We start from the raw sequence: 19147 nt of genomic DNA on the forward strand, positions 1-19147 counted from the left end.
CCCCCCCCCCCCCCCCCCCCCCCCCCCCCCCCCCCACCCCCCGCCGCACCGCCCACCCCCCCCCCCGCCCCGCCCCCCCCCCCCCCCCCCACTACAGGCAGCGCAGCACTGGCTAGAATGGCTGGGCACGCCCCCCCGCTGCCAGCCTGACTGCCCCGATGCGTATTGACCCTGCCGAAATCGAAGCCCTGTTCGACGCCATTCCCAGCGTGCTGTTTTTCGCCAAGGACATCGATGGGCGTTACACCCACGTCAACATGACGATGATGCAGCGCTTGGGCATGAAGTCGCGCAGTGACGCCATCGGCAAGCGTGCCGACGAGTTGTATCCGGTCGGAATGAGCGAGGCCTACACCGAACAGGACGCGCGGGTGCTGGCTGGCGAAGTGATCGAGAACGTGATGGAGCTGCAGTTGTTTCCCAACCAGCAGCCGGGGTGGTGCCTGACCTGCAAGCGTCCCATCGTCGAGAACGGCAAGGTTGTCGGTCTGATCGGCATCTCCCGCGATCTGGGCCAGCGCGGTGGGCTGGAGTCACAATACGAGCCGCTGCGGCTGGCGTTGGACTACCTCAACACGCATTACGCCGAAAATGTGCGCATGCAGACCTTGTTGGATATCACTGGCTTCTCGCTGTCCAAGCTGGAGCGCTCGTTCCGCAAAGTGTTCCAGATGACCCCGCAGCAGGTGCTGACACGCCTGCGCATCCAGATCGCGCTGCATCTGCTGCACGGCGAAGACAGCGTGGCCAGCATCGGCCAGGCCTGTGGCTTCAGTGACCAGAGCGCGTTCACCCGCAAGTTCAAAGCGGAAGTCGGCATGGCACCGCGGCAGTATCGGGCGATGATCGCCGAGCGCGCGCAACAGGAAGCCGCACGCGCGGAGCTATGACTTCCGGCGGTGTTGGGCGGCGATCGAGGGGCAGATGATGCGGAGCTGATGGGCGTCTCGCCCACGACCTTCCGTAAGGAGCTTTGATGCGCCGTTCCCTTGTTGTTGCCATTGGTATCGCCCTTTCCTGCATTGCCACACCGGCTGTATTTGCTGCCGAACCTGTAGCAGCCGGCGTGAGCAAGAACGAAACCACCACCCAGCTGCCGCGTACCGCGCGTCCGGATCATTACCGGGTGGAGATCACGCCGCACCCCGCGCAGATGGGTTTCGACGGCAAAGTCAGCATCGATCTGGAAGTGCTGCAGCCCACCAGCAGCATCGTGCTGCAGGCAGCGGGCATGCGATTCGGCAGGAGCCAGCTGCAGGCGGCCGGTGGCAGCAAGCCTATGCCGACCACGGTCAGCGTGGACGAGGCCAATCAGACCGCAAGCTTCGTCGTTGCCACACCGCTGGCACCTGGGCGCTACACGCTGAACATTGATTACAGCGGCACCATCAATACCCAGGCCAATGGCTTGTTCGCGCTGGATTATCCGGTGGCTGATGGCAGCAAGAAGCGCGCGCTGTTCACCCAGTTCGAGAACTCCGATGCACGCCGCTTCATTCCGTCCTGGGATGAGCCGGGCTTCAAGGCGACGTTCGACCTGAGCGTGACCGTGCCGGAAGCGGAAATGGCGGTCAGCAACATGCCGGTGACCAGCAGCACGTCGCTGGGCAAAGGCCTGAAGCAGGTGGTGTTCCAGACCACCCCGAAGATGTCGACCTACCTGTTGTTCTTCTCCAGCGGCGAGTTCGAACGCGCCACCGTCAAGGAAGGCGACACCGAGATCGGCGTGATCGCGCAGACCGGTAAGGTCGAGCAGGCGCAGTTTGCGCTGGAAGGCAGCGCCGAGGTGCTGCGTGAGTACAACGACTACTTTGGCGTGAAGTATCCGCTGCCCAAACTCGACAACGTCGCCGCACCTGGCGGCAGCCAGTTCTTCAGTGCAATGGAGAACTGGGGTGCGATCTTCACCTTCGAATACGCCTTGCTGCTGGACCCGGCTGTGTCCAGCGTCTCCGACAAGAAGGCCGTGTTCTCGATTGCCGCACATGAAATCGCGCACCAATGGTTCGGCAACCTGGTGACGATGGCGTGGTGGGATGATCTCTGGCTCAACGAAGGTTTCGCGTCGTGGATGGAGGCGCGCACCACCCGCAAGCTGCACCCCGAGTGGGACATCAACAACGTCGATGCCGCGCATACCAGCCGCGGCGCGATGGGCCGCGATGCCTACGTCACCACCCATCCGATCGTGCAGCACGTGGCGACGGTGGAGCAGGCCAGCCAGGCCTTCGACGGCATCACCTATGGCAAGGGCTCGGCGGTGATCTCGATGTTCGAGGATTACGTCGGCGCCGATGCATGGCGTGATGGCGTGCGCCGTTACATCGCTGCCCATGCTTACGGCAATGCAGTCACCGATGACCTTTGGGCCGAGATCGACAAGGCCGCTCCGGGCAAACGCTTCATGGAAGTGGCGCATGATTTCACCCTGCAACCGGGCGTGCCCCTGATCCGCGCCAGCAGCAGCTGCGTCGCTGGCAACACCCAGGTGAAGCTGAGCCAGGGCGAGTACACGATTGATCGCAAGGACAAACAGCCGCTGCATTGGCGCGTGCCGGTGAGTCTGCGCGTGGGCAATGGTGAGGTGGTGCACACGCTGGTTGACGGTGATACCAACGTACAGCTGCCGGGATGCACTGGGCCGCTGCTGGTCAATGCCGGGCAGAAGGGCTATTACCGCACCTTGTATGCGCCGGCGCAGTTCAAGGCGCTTAGCGCGGGCTTCGACAAGTTGCCGGTGGTCGACCAGCTCGGTGTGATGATGGATACCAGTGCACTGGCTGCAGCCGGCCTGCAGCCTGATGCGGATCTGCTGGATTTGATCGCGAAGATCAACGCCGATGCGCCGACCGATCTATGGGACATGGCTGCCGGCACATTGAGCGGCATCGACGGCATGTTCGACGGCGATACCGCGCGGCAGGCCGCTTTCCGCAGTTACGCACGTTCGCGTTTGTCGCCAGTGCTGCAGTCGCTGGGTTGGGACGGCAAGGACAGCGACTCGGCGCAGACCAAGGAATTGCGCAGTGGATTGATCGGCACTTTGGCAGCATTGGACGATGCGCAGGTGATTGCCGAAGCGCAGCGTCGCTTTGATACCTTCCTGGCCAAGCCGGATTCGCTGTCTCCGGACCTGCGCAGCAGCGTGCTCGGCGTGGTGGCACGCAATGCCGACGCGGCAACCTGGGACAAGCTGCACGCGTTGGCCAAGCAGGAAACCTCGGCGATGGTGCGTGACCAGTACTACGGCCTGCTGGCCCTGCCCAAGGACAAGGCGTTGGCGCAGCGTGCATTGGACATGGCGTTGACCGAGGAGCCAGGTGCAACCAACAGCGCGGGGATGATTGGTGGCGTATCGCACGAGCATGCGGACCTGGCCTTCGACTTCGCTGTTGCCCATCGCGAAAAGGTGGACACCCTGGTCGACAGCACCTCGCGTGCGCGTTACTACCCGGGCCTGGGCCGCAGTGCCGACAACCTGCAGATGGTGGACAAGATCAAGGCATTTGCCGATGCACATATCGCACCGACCTCGCGACGTGATGCGGAGACGGTGATTGCCGGGATCCAGACCAAGCTGCGGCTGCGCGCAGAGCGCAAGCCGCAGGTGGATGCCTGGTTGAAGGCCCGAGGGTACTGAAGCGGCACAGCTGTTTGCTCCAAGCCCCTCTCCCGTTTACGGGGCGAGAGGGGCAGTTTGCGAACCGTCGGTTCGCTCGCCTTCCACCGCCCGTGCGCCAGCGCACGGGCCGGGGCGCGTAGCGGGGGTGGGGGCGAGGGGAAGCTTCTAGCTAAGCAAAGTCAAAAGCCTCCCTCATCCGCCCGTTGGGCACCTTCTCCCGTAAACGGGAGAAGGGAAGGCCAAAGCAGAAGCCAAAGCAGAAGCCAAAGCAGAAGCCTTGCCTCTGCTGTTTGCAGTGACCAAGAAAGATCAGCTGCTCCACTCTCCCAATCATCACAAGAAAACAGCCGGCTTTCGCCGGCTGTTTGCATTCACGCATCAGGTAATCAAACCCTGATCACGCCTCGACATCTTCCTTGTACGCATCCACCGGGATGCAGGCGCACATGATGTTCTTGTCGCCGTACACGTTGTCCACGCGGGCAACCGGCGGCCAGTACTTCTGCAGCTTCAGCGACGGCAGCGGGAAGGCTGCCAGCTCACGCGGATACGCATGCGTCCACTCGCTGGCTGACACCGCGCCTGCGGTATGCGGGGCGTGCTTGAGCGGGTTGTCCTCGCGGTCCAGCTTGCCGTCTTCGATGGCCTGGATTTCCTCGCGGATCTGGATCATCGCGTCGATGAAACGGTCCAGCTCGTGCTGCGATTCGCTCTCGGTCGGCTCGACCATCAGCGTGCCGGCAACCGGGAAGCTCAGGGTCGGGGCGTGGAAGCCGAAGTCGATCAGGCGCTTGGCCACGTCCTCGGCGCCGATGCCGGAGGTCTTCTCCAGCGGACGCACGTCGAGGATGCACTCATGCGCCACCAGACCGTTGCGGCCGGTGTACAGCGTCTTGTAGTGCGGGGCCAGGCGCTTGGCGATGTAGTTGGCATTGAGCAATGCAACCTGGGTTGCCTTGCGCAGACCGGCGGTGCCCATCAGGGTGATGTACATCCAGCTGATCGGCAGGATCGAGGCGCTGCCGAAGCTGGCAGCGCTGACCATGCCGACCGGGCCGTTGTCGCCCAGCTTGCCCGGCAGGAACGGGGCCAGATGCGACTTCACCGCACACGGGCCAACGCCCGGGCCGCCGCCGCCGTGCGGGATGCAGAAGGTCTTGTGCAGGTTCAGGTGCGACACGTCCGAGCCCCACTTGCCGGGCTTGGCCACGCCGACCAGGGCGTTCATGTTGGCACCGTCGGTGTACACCTGGCCGCCGTGCTTGTGGATGATCTCGCAGATCTCGACCACTTCTTCCTCGAACACGCCGTGCGTGGACGGGTAGGTCATCATGATCGCGGCCAGGCGGTCGCTGTACTTCTCGGCGTTGCGGCGGATGTCTTCGACATCGACGTTGCCGTTGGCATCGGTCTTGGTGACCACCACGGTCATGCCGCACATCTGGGCCGAGGCCGGGTTGGTGCCGTGCGCCGAGTCCGGGATCAGGCAGATGTCGCGATGGGCTTCGTTGCGCGAGCGGTGGTAGGCGCGGATCGCCAGCAGGCCGGCGTACTCGCCCTGCGCGCCGGAGTTCGGCTGCAGGCTCACTGCGTCATAGCCAGTGCACTCGACCAGCATCGCTTCCAGGCCGTCGATCAGTTCCTTGTAGCCCTGCGCCTGGTCGGCCGGTGCCAGCGGGTGGATGTTGGCGAACTCCGGCCAGGTCACCGGGATCATCTCGGCGGTGGCGTTGAGCTTCATGGTGCAGCTGCCCAGCGGGATCATGGTGCGATCCATCGCCAGGTCCTTGTCGGCCAGCGAACGCAGGTAGCGCAGCATTTCGTGCTCGCTGTGGTGCGTGTTGAACACCGGGTGGGTCAGGAACTCGCTGCTGCGCAGCAGGCTCTTCGGCAGTGCGTCGGCGGTGCTGGCATCCAGCGCATCCACGTCGACGCTGGCGCCGAACAGCTGGCCCAGCGCGATGACGTCGGCGCGGGTGGCGGTTTCGTCCAGGCTGATGCCAACCGAACCGGCGTCGATGATGCGCAGGTTGATGCCGGCGGCTTCGGACTTGGTCTTCAGCGCGGCCGAATCAACGCCGGTGATGTGCAGGGTGTCGAAGAAGTCGTTGCCGACTGCCACGCCCTTGCCACGCAGCGCGGCGGCGAGGATCGCAGCCAGGCGGTGGGTGCGGCGGGCAATGCGCTGCAGGCCTTCCGGACCGTGGTAGACGGCGTACATCGAGGCCATCACCGCCAGCAGCACCTGTGCGGTACAGATGTTGGAAGTGGCCTTCTCGCGGCGGATATGCTGCTCGCGGGTCTGCAGGGTCAGGCGGTACGCGGCCTTGCCTTCGGCATCGACCGAGACACCGATCAGGCGGCCCGGCATCGAGCGCTTGTAGGCGTCGCGGCAGGCCATGAAGGCGGCGTGCGGGCCGCCGAAACCGAACGGCACGCCGAAACGCTGGCTGTTGCCGATGGCGATGTCCGCGCCCCATTCGCCGGGGGCGGCGATCAGGGTCAGTGCCAGCAGGTCGGTGGCGACGGCAACCAGGCCCTGGCGGGCGTGCACGGCCTCGACCAGCGCCTTGTAGTCGCCGATGTTGCCCAGGCTGTCCGGGTATTGCAGCAGCACGCCGAAGGTGTCGGCGCTCAGCGCGTCAGCCGGCTTGCCGATCAGCAGCTCGATGCCCATCGGCTCGGCGCGGGTGCGCAGCAGTTCCAGCGTCTGCGGGTGCACGCTGTCCTGCACGAAGAACACCTTGGACTTGGACTTGGCCGAGCGCTTGGCCAGGGTCATCGCTTCGGCCGCGGCGGTGGCTTCATCCAGCAGCGAGGCGTTGGCGATTTCCATGCCGGTCAGGTCGGCGACCATGGTCTGGAAGTTGATCAGTGCTTCCATGCGGCCCTGCGAGATTTCCGCCTGGTACGGCGTGTACGCCGTGTACCACGCCGGGTTCTCGAGGATATTGCGCAGGATCACGTTCGGCGTGTGGGTGCCGTAATAGCCCTGGCCGATGAAGCTGCGCAGGACCTTGTTCTTGTCAGCGATGGCGCGGATCTTGGCCAGCGCGTCGACTTCGGTCAGCGACTCGGGCAGCGCCAGCGGCGCCGGCGACTTGATCGAACCCGGCACGATGGCGTCGGTGAGTGCTTCGAGCGAATCGTGGCCAACGGTGCGCAGCATCTGCGCGATTTCAGCGTCGTTGGGGCCGATGTGGCGGTCGACGAACGCGGAATGGTGTTCGAGTTCGCGCAGCGAAAGAGTGTTCTGGGTCATGGCTGACGTCCGGAGAAGGCATGCAGGGCAGGGGCGGTGAGCCAGGTCTGCCCGGTTGCCGTCCGGGTGCCGCGCACGCGCGCCACCACAGCCGGCAAGCAAAGGCTTACCTCGCGCCCCTCTGTCCTTTTGCCTGAGAGTTTGGAAGCGACGCGACGAGGATCGTGCGCTTCGTGCACCTTCGGCGCCGGATTGAACCGGTCTCTCCAGAGTTTTGCTACGGGTGGTATCGGGCCTGAGCGATTACGGGCGTTTGCGCCTTCGGCAGCGGGGTGAACCGCTTCTCCCACCTTGTTCGTACAGCGTGGCGATTATAGCCCGGTAAAGGCCCGGGGCAGACCCGCGCAGCGGCTTGGATTACCATCTGCATCCCGGTTTCAATCCCGCGCGTTGCACGCGTACGGCCGGGCATCCCGGAACCGCTGGCTGAAGTGGGTGAATGTCCGGACAAATTGCCGCATCATGGCCGCGGAGCGCCGTCGCGCCCGGTCCTGTTCATCCTGTCCCCACCCCACATCGGCCCCGCGCCGGTGCCGTTGCTGGTTATTGAAAGCCATGGAAGCAAACAAGCAGGTTTCACTGCGCCGTATCGCCATTCTGGTGGCCGGTCTGTCGATGTTCGGTCCGTTCGCGATCGATGCGGTGTTCCCCGCATTCCCGCACATGGGCGCCGATCTGGGCGCCGACAAGCTGGCCATGCAGCAGGTGATCAGCGTCTACCTGTTGGCCTATGCGCTGATGAGCCTGGTGCACGGTGCGCTGTCCGATGCGCTCGGCCGCAAGGTGGTGATCATCGGCGGGCTGGTGGTGTTCATCGCTGCCTCCGTCGGTTGTGCGCTTTCCACCGACATGGGCACCCTGCTGCTGTTCCGCTTCCTGCAGGGCCTGTCGGCCGGCGTGGGCTACATCATCGGCCGCGCGGTGATCCGTGACCTGTATGACGGTGACGATGCCCAGCGCTTGATGAGCCAGGTCTCGATGATCTTCTCCATTGCCCCGGCCATCGCCCCGATCATCGGTGGCTGGCTGCTGGGCTGGACGCAGTGGCAGGGCATCTTCTGGTTCCTGGTCGGGTTCTCGGCGCTGTTGCTGCTGATCACCTGCATCTGGCTGCCGGAAACCCACCCGCCGCATGCACGGCTCAGCCTGCACCCCAAGCGCCTGCTGCAGGACTACATCAGCATCGGCATCAACCCGCGCTTCCTGCGCCTGGCCCTGGCCGGCTCGCTGGGCTTCGGTGGCTTGTTCCTGTACATCGCCTCGGCGCCGGCCTTCGTGCTTGACCTGCTGCACATGAACGAACGCCAGTTCGCCTGGTTGTTCATCCCGACCATCGGCGGCATGGCCTTGGGCGCCTATGCCTCCGGCCGCGCGGCAGGGCGCATGGACGGTGCCCGCGCGGTGCGCATCGGCTACAGCTTCATGGCGGTGGCGGCGATCTACAACATCAGCTACAACGCCTTCGCCACCGAGATGACGGTGCCGTGGGCGGTGCTGCCGTTCACCCTGACCTCGTTTGGCGTGGCCCTGATCTTCCCGATCCTGACCCTGGCCATCCTCGACATGTACCCGCGCCAGCGCGGCACGGCCTCGTCGATGCAGGCATTCAGCACCCTGGTGACCAACGCCATCATTGCCGGCGTGCTGTCGCCGATGCTCAGCCGCAGCGGCCTGAGCCTGGCCATCGGTGCGGCCCTGTTTGGCCTAGGCAGCTGGGCGATGTGGAAGTGGGAGCGCATGAGCCAGCGGGCCCGGCGTGACGAAACCGCGTCCTGACACGAATTCACCCCCGCATCGGGGACAATAGTCGCGCCGCCATCACCGGCGGCCGTTCAAAGAGTGAACAACTGATGTCGATCCAATCCAAAGGCCGCCGCGAGGCGAAGAAGAAGCTGGCCGAGCGCGCACGCAACCAGGCCGAAGCCAATCCGCCGGTAAAGGCCAAAGTGGAGCCGCATGCCGAGCTTCGCGACCAGCACCGTGCATTGCTGGCCGGCATCGTCCGCCGTGATGGCGAATGGGTGCTGGGCATGGATGGCAAGATTGCCGGTGAGACCACCAGTGCTGCACGCGTGCTCGCGCTGATCATGCAGGCCGCAGAATGGCACGAGAACAACGACACGCCGGTGCGGTTGATGTATTCCGATGTGCTCAAGGACGCCGCGCATGCCGAAGCGGCGGAGCAGGGCATCGATTTCGACACCTACAAGCGCAATCTGGCCGGCGAGCTGGGCGCGGTGGGCAAGGCGGCTGCGGGCACGCATTGAGCCTGCGTGAAAGCTTGAAACCGACAAGGGCGCCGTTGGCGCCCTTGTCGTTTGTAGCGAGCGTGGCCTGCGCACCTGTTCTTGTGGGAGCGGCGTAAGCCGCGAAGCTCGTACAGCGTCAGTGCTTTTGCATGACTGCTATCGGTGAAGCCCCTGCCGAGCATGGCTCGGCACTACCGGGGGCGTTGGTAGTTCCACAACGGCCGGAACGCGCTGCGATGCAGCCATGCCAGGACCGCGAGATAGCAGAAGTGGAAGGTGCCCCACGGCCAATCGTGGTTGAGGAACAGGTGGAAGATGAAGATGCCGGTGACCAGCGGTGCAAGTACGGCGATGCCGAGGGGCGCGGTGCGTTGGAAAAGCAGCAGGATGCCGCCCGCCAGGCAGCTGCCGGCGATCAACGGATCAACAATCCCGCTGTCGGTCAGCGCGGTGGTAAGTGCCTTGGCGGCGGGGGCTTCCTTGTGGTCCGGCCATGCAGTGCCGAACAACTTATAGGAGAACCAACTGGCACCAACGTAGGTGTAGAACAGGGCGAACAGCCAACGAGCAACAGCAATGATCCAGGTCATGCCAGGTACTCCTGTCGTGCCGCCGGGTGGCGGATTGAACCGAGGGAAAGACCGGTTGATGCCTGCAGCATCGGAACCGGCAGGGAAGCCATGTCCTCGATATCGCCGATGGTAGCGCAGCGACGCGGCCAGTAGTCCGCTCGCTTGCGGCAGCTGCCGTGCCCGCGATGCAGGGCGCGCGGCGGCAGTAAGCAGGCCGTGGATGCAGTCGGTAGCGGATGGTGTGGGGACGGATCTGAAAGGCTGAAATCGACGTTGTGGCTATAATCAATCGGACGACGTTCTTTTGAGCATGGAGGCACTACTGATGTCCGTAGCAGGTATTCCTGACGTATCGCTGGTCGACAACAGCGAGCAGCGCACCCCGTTGGTACTGGTGCTGGACTGTTCCGGCAGCATGGGTGGCGCGCCGATCGAGCAGTTGAATGCCGGCCTGAAGCTGCTGGAAAAGCAGCTCAAGGACGATGTGATCGCCGCCAAGCGCGTGCGCGTGCTGGTGATCGAGTACGGCGGCATGGACAGTGCCAGCGTCATTGGTGACTGGTGCGACGCGATGGATTTTACTGCGCCGCAGCTGTCGGCCAATGGCACCACGCCTACCGGCGCAGCCGTGGATCTTGCGCTGCAGGAGATCGAGGACGAGAAAGCGCGCTTCCGCAATGCCGGCGTGGCTTATACGCGGCCATGGCTGTTCCTGATGTCCGACGGCCTGCCTACCGATGCCTGGGAAGCCAGCGCCGAGCGTTGCCGCGACAGCGAGGCACAGAACCGTGTGGCCGTGTTCCCGATCGGTGTTGGTGATGCTGAGGTGGCCGTGCTCGCGCAGTTCAGCCGCAACGGCGAACGTGGCGTGAAGCGCATGCAGGGCCTGCAGTTCAAGGAGCTGTTCCTGTGGCTCAGCGCCAGCATGCGGGTGGTGTCCAACTCGACACCGGGCGGCCAGGTGCAACTGCCGTCCACCGATACCTGGTCGCTGGCGCCGGTTTGACCATGGCGTGGCGCGTGGTGGCGGCATCTGCCACCGGCCGCTCGCACCTGGATCGGGGCCAGCCCTGCCAGGATGCGTTCGCTTCCACCTGCGTGGGGCCAGTGCTGGTTGCTGCGGTCTGTGACGGTGCCGGCTCGGCGTCGCATAGCGACGTGGGGGCCCAGCATGTGGCGAGTGCCGTGGTGTCCGCGGTGGCGGTCCATCCCGCATTGGGCAGCCGACCGCTGGAGCTGGGCGTGGATGTGCTGCGCGCGATCATCGAACGCGCGGTCAATGATGCGCGCGGTGAGTTGGCGATGGCCTCGGTATCGAAGGGGTTGCGCCTGGCCGACCATGCCTGCACGTTGGTCGGGGTGGTTGCCGAAACGCGTGGCGGCTGGTTCTTCCATGTAGGCGACGGTGTCGCCGCATGTGCGTTCGCGCAGCCGCAGGCGACAGCGGTGTCGTTGCCTGCCAACGGCGAGTACGCGAATGAAACCTGGTTCGTCACCGGCGACAACTGGCAGCAGCAGCTGCGGCTGATGCGTTTCGAAGGCGATATCGAGGCGGTCGTCTTGATGTCCGATGGCGTGCAGCCGTTCGCGATGAACCGCGATGGCAGCGAATTGTTCCAGCCGTTCATCGGCCCGGTGATCCGTTATCTGCGCGGCGTGGATGAAGCGCAGGGCAGCCAGGCCTTGCAGGCGACCCTGGCCGATCCGCGCACCGACCAGATAACCGGCGACGACAAGACGTTGCTGCTTGCATTGCCGGGCTGAGCACATGCCGGCACGCAGTGGTGAAACCATCCAGGATGCACGGCGCGCACCGCTGACGCTTGGCAGGTTGATCAAGAGCGGCGGTGCCGGCAGCGTGTTCCTGCTCAAGGAACGGCCGCTCGAGGTCGCCAAGCTCTATCACCCAAGCGTCGACACGCGCGTCTACGAGCGCAAGCTCAAGGCCATGCTGGAGCTCAGCCCGGACCTGCCGGATGTGCAGGAAAAGGGTGTGCGCCATGTGCAGATCGCCTGGCCGACCGGGCTGCTGCACGATCGCAGTGGTCGTTTCATCGGCTTCAGCATGCCGGTGCTGGATATTGCCGCCACCAGCGACCTGGAGCATGTGCTGCAGGAGCGGCAGGCGCGCGCTGAAGGCCTGCCAACCGCGTTGGGTGCGAAGGCGGCCCTGGCCGCCAATCTGGCGGTGATGTTGGCGGCACTGCACCGTCGCCAGCATTACGTGGTGGACCTCAAACCACTCAACGTGCGTTTCTATCGCAAGTCCTTGTTCATCGCGATGCTGGACTGCGATGGCTTCAGCATCCAGGGCAAGGACGAACGCTTTCCTGCCGGGCAGGTGACCACCGATTACCTGGCGCCGGAATTCCAGCAGCGTGGGGTGAAGGCCGGGCAGGAAGAGGCACAGGATCGCTTCGCGTTGGCGGTAATGGTTTTCCAGCTGCTCAACTCGGGCCTGCATCCTTACAGCGGGCGTCCGCAGGACGCCAGCGTGCCCAGCGATCTTCCCGGGCGCATCGCGGCGAATCTCTATCCCTACGGTCGCGGCCGCGGCAACATGCGTCTGCAGCCATCACCGGTCAGTGGCCATCAGGCGTTCCCCGAGGGACTGCGGCAGATGTTCGACCGCGCTTTCTCTGACCGGCCGGGGCAACGGCCGTCGGCGGAGGAGTGGGCAAGCCTGCTGCAATCGTATGCGCGACGCAGCGCCGGCATGCTGGTGAAGTGCGGCAAGGACGCAAGCCACCAGCATTTCAGCGGCATGCCGTGCGCGGCCTGCGCGCGCAAAGCCCTTCTGGCCAATAGTGCACGCGCGACCAAGGCGCGGGCCACGCGCAAGACTACCAAGGCGCAGCATCAGCAGCGGCCACGCGCCACCGGCACGCGTACTGTGCAGCCGGTGCAGGGTCATGCGATGCCCATGCAAGCTGCACGTCCGGCGGCCCCCCCGGGGCTGGGCGTGCGTCTGCTGATGGCGATAGTCGGGCCCTTGCTGCTTGGCTGGGCGATCAGTTGGGGCATGCCGGCTTATCGCGGATACAAGGCGGCAGCCAACCCCAGCTGGGGTGATGCAATGATGATGGGCATGCAAGGCGGCTTGCTGCTGTTTGCAGTCCTGTTGTTCGTGGTGTTCGTGCCGGTGCTGATCCTGGGCAAGCGGCCATGAAGATCGCCATTGGATTGCTGGTCGCCCTGGTGGTCATGTTGTTGCTGGCGCCGCTGTGGGGACTGCTTGCTGCGTTGGCATTTGATGGCATCGTCTGGGTTGGAAGCCAGCTTTCCAGCGGCACGCCGCGTGACGGGATGCTGGCATTCCGTGCAGGTGTGATCCTCGGTGGCTTGGCCGCGGTGGCTTCGCTGCTGCGGGTGGCGTGGCTCGACCGTGATGTTGCCTATCTGGCCGCAGCGGTGCTGGCGATGGTGGTGTTCTCGCTGGTGCTGTTTGGTACCGGCAAGGCACCGGTGCGCAAGGAGTCTTCATCCATCATGTCGATGGACACGGTTGAGGCGGCCCCCGGGCGCAGGCCAGATGATATCGCCTGGTATTCACGCAGTGCCTACGAGCGCGACGCCGCCGAAAAAGTGGTGGAGATAGCTCGTGACGCCGCACGCGGCAACCGCGAAGAGGCCAATGCCGCCCTGCAGGAACTGCGACGGTGGTCGAACCAGCGCCAGCTTCCCCCTCGCCAGCAGCAGCGGCTGGAGTATGAGCGGGCCAAAGAGCGCTTCCTGACAGGATTCAGGGCCACCGACGATCCGGCCAACGCCGCTGATGCACGGCGCGAGCGTGGCCTGGCGTTGGAGGCAATGTGGGCGGCGATGCCCGAGGTGACATTCAGCGGCATGCAGTTGCTGACCCACAGGCTTGGCGAGCTGGGCACGGCATTGCGCCTGCAGGCTGCAACCGATGCTGCGGATGCGCCTGCTCCCTCACTCGATACCCGTCTGCGCGATATCGTGTCGCTGCAGGAAGCATTGCTGGGCTACCAGCCGATGACGGCTGCGTTGTGGGAGAACTACGCCGCCATCGTTGTGGATTCGGACGAGGAACTGGCATTCGGTGCGTTGGTCACTGCCGAGATGCTCACCCGCGGTGATGGCGCGGCAGGCACCCAGCCCAGCCTGGTCCAGACGTACCACCGCATGATTCGGACCGAACTGCAGCTGCATGTGAATCGGTTGCCGGAGATCTCCGCCCAACGCCTGGCGATACTGTCGTCACGGGTAGCCGTGCTGCCTTGGGAAGAAAGCGGTGGCAGCGCGCAGGCTCCGAACCCGGATGCGCTGGCCAGCGATCGCCTGCGCGCCGAACGAGCGTTGCCCGAAGCGTTGCCCGTGGCAACAGGGCGTGGCCTGCTGGCCGAACCGCCTCCGTCGCCGCCGTCGCCCCCGAATCTGTTCGCTTCGCGGGGCGAGGTGGTGGTGGATCTGCCTGCATCGGGTTTTGCGGCCATGCATGCGCCGGTCACGCTGCCACCTTCCGGTGTGGTCAAGGAAACCTACCTGGTGCTGGCCATCGACGTGTTGAAAAGCGGCGCCATCAGCTCGGTGCTGATCGAACACAGCAGTGGTGACCCGGCATTGGATACCAGGGCGCGCAACGCCGCGCGCTATTGGCGTGCCGTCGGCGGGGTGGCTGCTGCGGGCGAGCGCCGTCGGGTGGCAGTGGTGTTCAAGCCGGCGCCGAAACAGGCCGACACCGAGCCTGCCATCGTTGAGCGCCCCGAAGGCGTTGGTGCGTCCGAGTTCCTTGGCATGCTGGTGGCGGCAAAGGCGCGATCCAACCCGGTGCGCTATCCGCGGCAGGCATTGAACACATCGGCCGAGGGCAGGGTGCTGCTGTCGATCACGCTGTCCGGCCGCGGGCGGGTACAGGCCGTCGACATTGCGCAGAGCAGCGGCCATGCAGCGCTCGATAAAGCGGCGCGTGATGCAGCCCTGGGTTGGCATGTGAGTCCAGGGGCTGCGACGTCGGAGGTGGACACGGTGACGCTGCAGGTGCCGGTGGAGTTTCGTGGTCCTTGAGCGCGGCATTGCAGTGGCAGGACCATCTGCTGTTTCACGTTCACCGTTGAGCTTGTCCGGTGATCGCATGCCGGAAGGAATCGCCGTGGTGGCTCAAGGGAAAATCGCGATGGCTGTCGTCCGCAACCCTGCTCAATAGTCGCGCGCTGCGTCGAACCACCGCTGCGCGAGATCATCGCTTACGCCGAGGCGCAGGGCATGCTCCGAACGGCCGAGCTGCCAGATTGCCTCGCCGAGGTCGTCGCGTTCGGCGGTTTCGATGCCCTTGAGCGTATTGAAGCGTACGCTGAAGCGGGTAACGGCGGCCTCCGTGTCGGCAAGTGTGCGTGCAGCTGCCAATGCCGCCAAAGCGCTGTCGTACGCCTCATTGGCCAGCTTGGCCGAGCGCTTTGGCCAGGCCGAGAACGGACGGCCAAACTCGCTTTCCCACCATGCTGGCTTGCGCAACTGCGATACCGACGCATGTCCGCTCCACGGACGCTGCTGGCTGCGGGCCTTCAACTGCTGGCGCAGGTGCTTGCCTGCGGTTTCTTCGACATTGAAGGCAATGAAGCCGTCCAGCGTGGGCCAGCAGCTCAGCGCTGGCAGGCCTGCCAATGACGGCATGTAGCGCAGCTGCAGGTCCTGCAGCTTTGGTTGTGCCGCAAGTGCTTCAAGGTCGACGAAGTTGCCATACAGGCTCAGCGACTTCAGATGTTTGAAGCGTGACAGACATTTCAGCGAGATGGGGCGAGCCATCGGCTTGTTGACCAGCATCAGGTCATGGACGCCATGCAGCTCGCCCATGTCCGGTAGCTGGAACGCAGTGGTCTCCCTGCGCGAGCCAGTTTCCGGGGCCAGCGACAGGGAGCGGGGCAGTGGTCCCTGCGCCGAGAAGCGACTGATATCGCCGGAGACACCGAGGTGGAGATTCGCTGCGATTTCCTGCCCGGGCAGGAGCAGCTGCAGCTGCAGCTGCAGCTGTGCTTCCGTCTGCCCCAGTTGAATCGCGAGGGTGCGGATGTTGGATCCGGTTGCATCGACCACGGTATCGGTGTCGAGCCCAGGCACCCAGGTCAGCTGCTCGATGGGGCGCTGATGGGCCCACTTGAAGATGCTTTGATCGTTGCCCGTGTAGTGGATCACCCGCGGCCAGGGTGAGCCGGCTGGTGTGGCGAATGGATTGAAGACTGCCCAGTTGATCCTGAGGTCAGGGGCAACCTGGAGATCGGATTTTCCCGCAGCTGCAGCAGGTGCGATCACCAGGCTGCCTACGCCCAGCGTACGCACCAGGGTGTGGCTGCCGGGGCCGGTGAGGTCCAGCGGGTAGCTGCCGGGCCCGGTCAGTGGAGCGTCAACGCTGTTGTCTGTTGCAGTGTTTCTACTGTCCATGTTCATCCTTGGCGTGGCTGCCGTTCATCCACGTGGCTCAGACGCTCACGCCATCAATCGCCTTCGATGCTCAGGCTGCCGAGCACGGCATTGGCGTTTGCCTCAAACCCGGGATCGCGATTGTCATCGGTGTAGCGATGGTAGTAGCGCAACTCGTAGCCAACGCCTTTGGCTTGCAGGGAGCCACAGGAGAGTGCGTATTGTTCGCTCCATTGCCGTTGCCCATCCGCTGCTGGTTGTCGCGCTTCGAGCAGGAGATGGATCTTTGCGCAGCGTGGGTCTGCAGGATACTCGCTCACCTGGAGTGCGCTGATCTTGAAGCGGGGGCTGCTTGCGTAACCTTGTTCCAGGTTGCGTTTGATGGTCCTGATGTAGCCGGATAACGGAGATATCGGTGCATCAAGCGTGGTCATATAGGCTTCGATCTTGCGGTTGTCCGAAGCGGATTCCGCATTCCAGCTGAGCGTCGTACTGGTTCCCGAGCCACTCCTTGTCCAGCCTTCTTCGTCCGGCGGTGTGAATGCAAGGCCTAGCGTCCTGCTTGTATCGGTGATGCCGACATATATCTGCCCGGTACCAGTGCTCTCGGTCGCGAGCGCCGGACCGGGCAGCGCCGAATGGATGGCGAGTGCGACAAGGCCTGCTGCGAGTTTCATCCGTATCTCCCGAAGGTGCCGGGTAACCATGCCACGGCATGACGATGTGTCAAGGCGGGGGCATGGCACATCGTGATGTGCTGGGCTGCTGCAGGTCGCATCTGGTGTCGACGCAGATGCTGCGAGCGGATAAGCAAAGGGCGCCATTGCGGCGCCCTTTGCGTGCATCTTCAGTTGCAGCGCTTACGGTGCCGACGGCTGCGCCGGTGCGGCTGCCGGAGCAGCAGCCGGAGCCGCTGCCTGCCAGCCACACATCTGGCCTTCGTTCTGCTGCTTCAGCCATTCCTGCAGCGGTGCGAAGTATTCCAGCATCGGGCCGGCATCGAGCTTCTCGGTGCCGGTCAGTTCCTTCAGCGTGGCCTGCCACGGCTGGCTGGAACCCTTGCTCAGCATTGCCCAGAACTTCTGCCCGGCTTCCTTGTTGCCGTAGAAGCTGCACTCGTTGAGCGGGCCGGTGTAGCCGGACGCGTCGCAAAGGCCCTTGTAGAACTGGTACTGCAGGATGCGCGCCAGGAAGTAGCGCAGGTACGGGGTGTTGCCTGGCACGTGGTACTTGGCGCCGGCGTCGAAGAACTCTTCGCCGCGTGCGCTGGCCGGGGCCACGCCCTGGTACTGCGCCTTCAGTTCCCACCACTTCTGGTTGTACTGGTCCGGCTTGATCGAGCCGTCGAACACGCCCCAGCGCCAGCGGTCGATCATCAGACCGAACGGCAGGAACGACACGCCCGACATCGCCATGCGCATCTGCGCATTGATGGTGGCTTCGCGGCTTTCCTGCTGCGCGCCGACCAGGCCGATCGAGTTGAGGTACTTCGGCGTCATCGCCAGCACGATGGTGTCGCCGATGGCTTCGTGGAAGCCGTCGTTGGCACCGCCCTGGAACAACGGCGGCAGCGGGTTGTAGGCCAGGTCGTAATAGATGTGGCCGAGCTCGTGGTAGATGGTGGTGAAGTTTTCTTCGTTCGGGGTGATGCACATCTTGGTGCGCACGTCCGGGCCCACATCCTTGCCGTCGCCGCCCATGTTCATGTCCCAGGCGCTGGCGTGGCAGACCACGTTGCGGTCCAGCGGCTTGATAAACTGGGTGTTCTGCCAGTAGCTCTCCGGCAGCTTGGGCATGCCCAGCGAGACGTAGAAGTCCTGCGCACGCTCGGTCATCTGCCGGGCGGTGACCAGTTCGGCCTCACGCTGTGCCTTGAAGCGGCTTGCCGGGTCGGCGCCGCCGGCCTTGGCGAGGGCGGCACTGAGGTTGGTCTGGTACTGCTTTTCCAGTGCGGCGGTGATGTCCAGGCTGCCCGCGTTCGGGTACGGCGCGGTCATGTCCCACAGGTTGCTCCAGTCCTGCTGCCACATGTTGCCGGTCAGGTGCGCGGCAATCATGCCGCCGCCGACTTCGGCCTTGTCCTTGCCGTATTCCTTGTCCAGCTTGGCGCGGGTATAGCAATGCACCTGCTCGTACAGCGGCTTGACCTGCTCCCACAGGCGGTCGGTTTCCGGGCCAACCTGGTCGGCCGGCATGTCGTAGCCGCTGCGCCACATCTGGCCGGCATCGCTATAGCCCAGTTCGCGGGCGCCTTCGTTGACCAGTTCGACGAAGCGCTGGTAGTTGGCGCGCGACGGCACGGCGGTGGACTGCCAGCCCTGCCAGGCATCGAGCTGCTTGTCGTAGTCACGCGAGGTGGCCAGCACCTTCTCAAGGTCGCCGAGCTGGCGGCAGTTCTTGTTGTCGCCTTCGCCCACGCAGTAGGTGCCCGCGCCGTAGTCGCCTTCCAGCTTGGTGGCGATGCCGGCCAGTTCGGCCAGCTTCTGCGGGTCGCGCGGGGCGGGCATCGAGGTCATCAGCTTGAGCAGGCTGATGGCGCGCTTGGTGTCGGCGCTCATCGGCTGGCCGTCGTATTTGTTGGCCTGCTCGATCCAGCCATTGAGCACGGTCAGCCAGCGCTCGTTGGCCTTGGCAGCAACGCGGGCCGAATCGTCATTGATGTAGGTGGACGACAGCCACTGGGCCGAAGTCATTTCCGGGTACATGGCCTTGTATTCGGCATTGACGCGGGCGATGAACTGGTCGGCGCTTTCGGCCGGTGCGGCCTGGGTGGTGGCCGGCTTGGCGGCGTCGGTGGCGGCGTCCTTTTTACAGGCAGCCAGCGAGAGCACGGCCACGCCAACGGCGGCGGCCAGGACCAAATGACGATTCTTCACAGCAAACCCCGGTTTGTAAGTACCGGCGAAGGCTAGTGGGGCAGCGGCCGGGCCGCAAGTGGGGAAAGGGATGCACCCCTGTAGTGGGGGGGGGGGGGGGGGGGGGGGGGGGGGGGGGGGGGGGGGGGGGGGGGGGGGGGGGGGGGGGGGGGGGGGGGGGGGGGGGGGGGGGGGGGGGGGGGGGGGGG

Annotated in this window: 13 protein-coding genes and 1 riboswitch; of the genes, 8 read left to right on the top strand and 5 right to left on the bottom strand. The window is 64.7% G+C overall.

All coding sequences use genetic code 11. The features are described from left to right. Positions 1-158 precede the first annotated feature (158 nt). Entirely contained in the window at positions 159-890 is a 732-nt protein-coding gene (locus ACVOLI_RS17330; RefSeq protein WP_296253793.1) for an AraC family transcriptional regulator, read from the top strand. An 86-nt stretch (positions 891-976) separates the two neighbouring features. Further along, positions 977-3640 carry a M1 family metallopeptidase gene (locus ACVOLI_RS17335; protein ID WP_481615350.1) on the top strand — a complete coding sequence of 888 codons (2664 nt, stop codon included), beginning with the start codon at positions 977-979 and terminating at the stop codon, positions 3638-3640. Positions 3641-4019: 379 nt separating this feature from the next. Here the strand turns inward: ACVOLI_RS17335 and gcvP are convergent, their stop codons facing one another. Beyond that, positions 4020-6884 (bottom strand): aminomethyl-transferring glycine dehydrogenase, encoded by a 2865-nt coding sequence (gcvP, locus tag ACVOLI_RS17340; RefSeq protein ID WP_481615351.1) that lies wholly within the window; start codon positions 6882-6884, stop codon positions 4020-4022. A 111-nt stretch (positions 6885-6995) separates the two neighbouring features. Beyond that, positions 6996-7104, bottom strand: a riboswitch (glycine riboswitch). A gap of 335 nt (positions 7105-7439) precedes the next feature. Between gcvP and ACVOLI_RS17345 the strand changes: the two genes are divergently transcribed. Next, on the top strand, positions 7440-8660 hold the full coding sequence (locus tag ACVOLI_RS17345; protein ID WP_481615352.1) for a multidrug effflux MFS transporter: 1221 nt from the start codon (positions 7440-7442) through the stop codon (positions 8658-8660). A 74-nt stretch (positions 8661-8734) separates the two neighbouring features. Further along, positions 8735-9151 carry a hypothetical protein gene (locus tag ACVOLI_RS17350; RefSeq protein ID WP_481508869.1) on the top strand — a complete coding sequence of 139 codons (417 nt, stop codon included), beginning with the start codon at positions 8735-8737 and terminating at the stop codon, positions 9149-9151. A gap of 173 nt (positions 9152-9324) precedes the next feature. Here the strand turns inward: ACVOLI_RS17350 and ACVOLI_RS17355 are convergent, their stop codons facing one another. Further along, entirely contained in the window at positions 9325-9723 is a 399-nt protein-coding gene (locus ACVOLI_RS17355; protein ID WP_481615353.1) for a hypothetical protein, read from the bottom strand. A 307-nt stretch (positions 9724-10030) separates the two neighbouring features. Here ACVOLI_RS17355 and ACVOLI_RS17360 point away from each other — a divergent pair, with 307 nt between their 5' ends. Genes ACVOLI_RS17360 through ACVOLI_RS17375 form a run of 4 tightly spaced genes read left to right on the top strand, consistent with a single transcriptional unit; the run spans position 10031 to position 14733 of the window. Continuing rightward, positions 10031-10711, top strand: a complete 681-nt coding sequence (locus ACVOLI_RS17360) for a vWA domain-containing protein (protein ID WP_296248142.1) — start codon at positions 10031-10033, stop codon at positions 10709-10711. Between the two features lie 2 nt (positions 10712-10713). After that, positions 10714-11469 (top strand): PP2C family serine/threonine-protein phosphatase, encoded by a 756-nt coding sequence (locus ACVOLI_RS17365; protein ID WP_481615354.1) that lies wholly within the window; start codon positions 10714-10716, stop codon positions 11467-11469. Between the two features lie 4 nt (positions 11470-11473). Next, on the top strand, positions 11474-12874 hold the full coding sequence (locus ACVOLI_RS17370) for a hypothetical protein (RefSeq protein WP_481615355.1): 1401 nt from the start codon (positions 11474-11476) through the stop codon (positions 12872-12874). Further along, entirely contained in the window at positions 12871-14733 is a 1863-nt protein-coding gene (locus tag ACVOLI_RS17375; protein ID WP_481615356.1) for a TonB family protein, read from the top strand. The genes ACVOLI_RS17370 and ACVOLI_RS17375 overlap by 4 nt, the downstream gene beginning before the upstream one ends. Positions 14734-14865: 132 nt before the next feature. Here ACVOLI_RS17375 and ACVOLI_RS17380 read toward each other — a convergent pair whose 3' ends face one another. From ACVOLI_RS17380 to ACVOLI_RS17390, 3 genes are all read right to left on the bottom strand, one after another. Continuing rightward, positions 14866-16104, bottom strand: coding sequence for a hypothetical protein (locus tag ACVOLI_RS17380; protein ID WP_481615357.1), 1239 nt, complete (start codon positions 16102-16104; stop codon positions 14866-14868). 53 nt (positions 16105-16157) lie between these two features. Beyond that, positions 16158-16760, bottom strand: coding sequence for a hypothetical protein (locus tag ACVOLI_RS17385; RefSeq protein WP_481615358.1), 603 nt, complete (start codon positions 16758-16760; stop codon positions 16158-16160). Positions 16761-16943: 183 nt separating this feature from the next. Next, positions 16944-18959 carry a M2 family metallopeptidase gene (locus ACVOLI_RS17390; RefSeq protein WP_481615359.1) on the bottom strand — a complete coding sequence of 672 codons (2016 nt, stop codon included), beginning with the start codon at positions 18957-18959 and terminating at the stop codon, positions 16944-16946. Positions 18960-19147 lie beyond the last annotated feature (188 nt).

This window comes from Stenotrophomonas sp. STEN029, from assembly GCF_056760015.1.

What these genes read in the sequence shown, in the direction of transcription:
- ACVOLI_RS17360 (WP_296248142.1), top strand. Translation starts at nt 10,031, where the DNA reads ATGTCCGTAGCAGGTATTCCTGACGTATCGCTGGTCGACAACAGCGAG.
- ACVOLI_RS17370 (WP_481615355.1), top strand. Translation starts at nt 11,474, where the DNA reads ATGCCGGCACGCAGTGGTGAAACCATCCAGGATGCACGGCGCGCACCG.
- ACVOLI_RS17385 (WP_481615358.1), bottom strand. Translation starts at nt 16,760, where the DNA reads ATGAAACTCGCAGCAGGCCTTGTCGCACTCGCCATCCATTCGGCGCTG.
- ACVOLI_RS17375 (WP_481615356.1), top strand. Translation starts at nt 12,871, where the DNA reads ATGAAGATCGCCATTGGATTGCTGGTCGCCCTGGTGGTCATGTTGTTG.
- ACVOLI_RS17335 (WP_481615350.1), top strand. Translation starts at nt 977, where the DNA reads ATGCGCCGTTCCCTTGTTGTTGCCATTGGTATCGCCCTTTCCTGCATT.
- ACVOLI_RS17345 (WP_481615352.1), top strand. Translation starts at nt 7,440, where the DNA reads ATGGAAGCAAACAAGCAGGTTTCACTGCGCCGTATCGCCATTCTGGTG.
- ACVOLI_RS17350 (WP_481508869.1), top strand. Translation starts at nt 8,735, where the DNA reads ATGTCGATCCAATCCAAAGGCCGCCGCGAGGCGAAGAAGAAGCTGGCC.
- ACVOLI_RS17330 (WP_296253793.1), top strand. Translation starts at nt 159, where the DNA reads ATGCGTATTGACCCTGCCGAAATCGAAGCCCTGTTCGACGCCATTCCC.
- ACVOLI_RS17355 (WP_481615353.1), bottom strand. Translation starts at nt 9,723, where the DNA reads ATGACCTGGATCATTGCTGTTGCTCGTTGGCTGTTCGCCCTGTTCTAC.
- ACVOLI_RS17365 (WP_481615354.1), top strand. Translation starts at nt 10,714, where the DNA reads ATGGCGTGGCGCGTGGTGGCGGCATCTGCCACCGGCCGCTCGCACCTG.
- ACVOLI_RS17380 (WP_481615357.1), bottom strand. Translation starts at nt 16,104, where the DNA reads ATGGACAGTAGAAACACTGCAACAGACAACAGCGTTGACGCTCCACTG.
- gcvP (WP_481615351.1), bottom strand. Translation starts at nt 6,884, where the DNA reads ATGACCCAGAACACTCTTTCGCTGCGCGAACTCGAACACCATTCCGCG.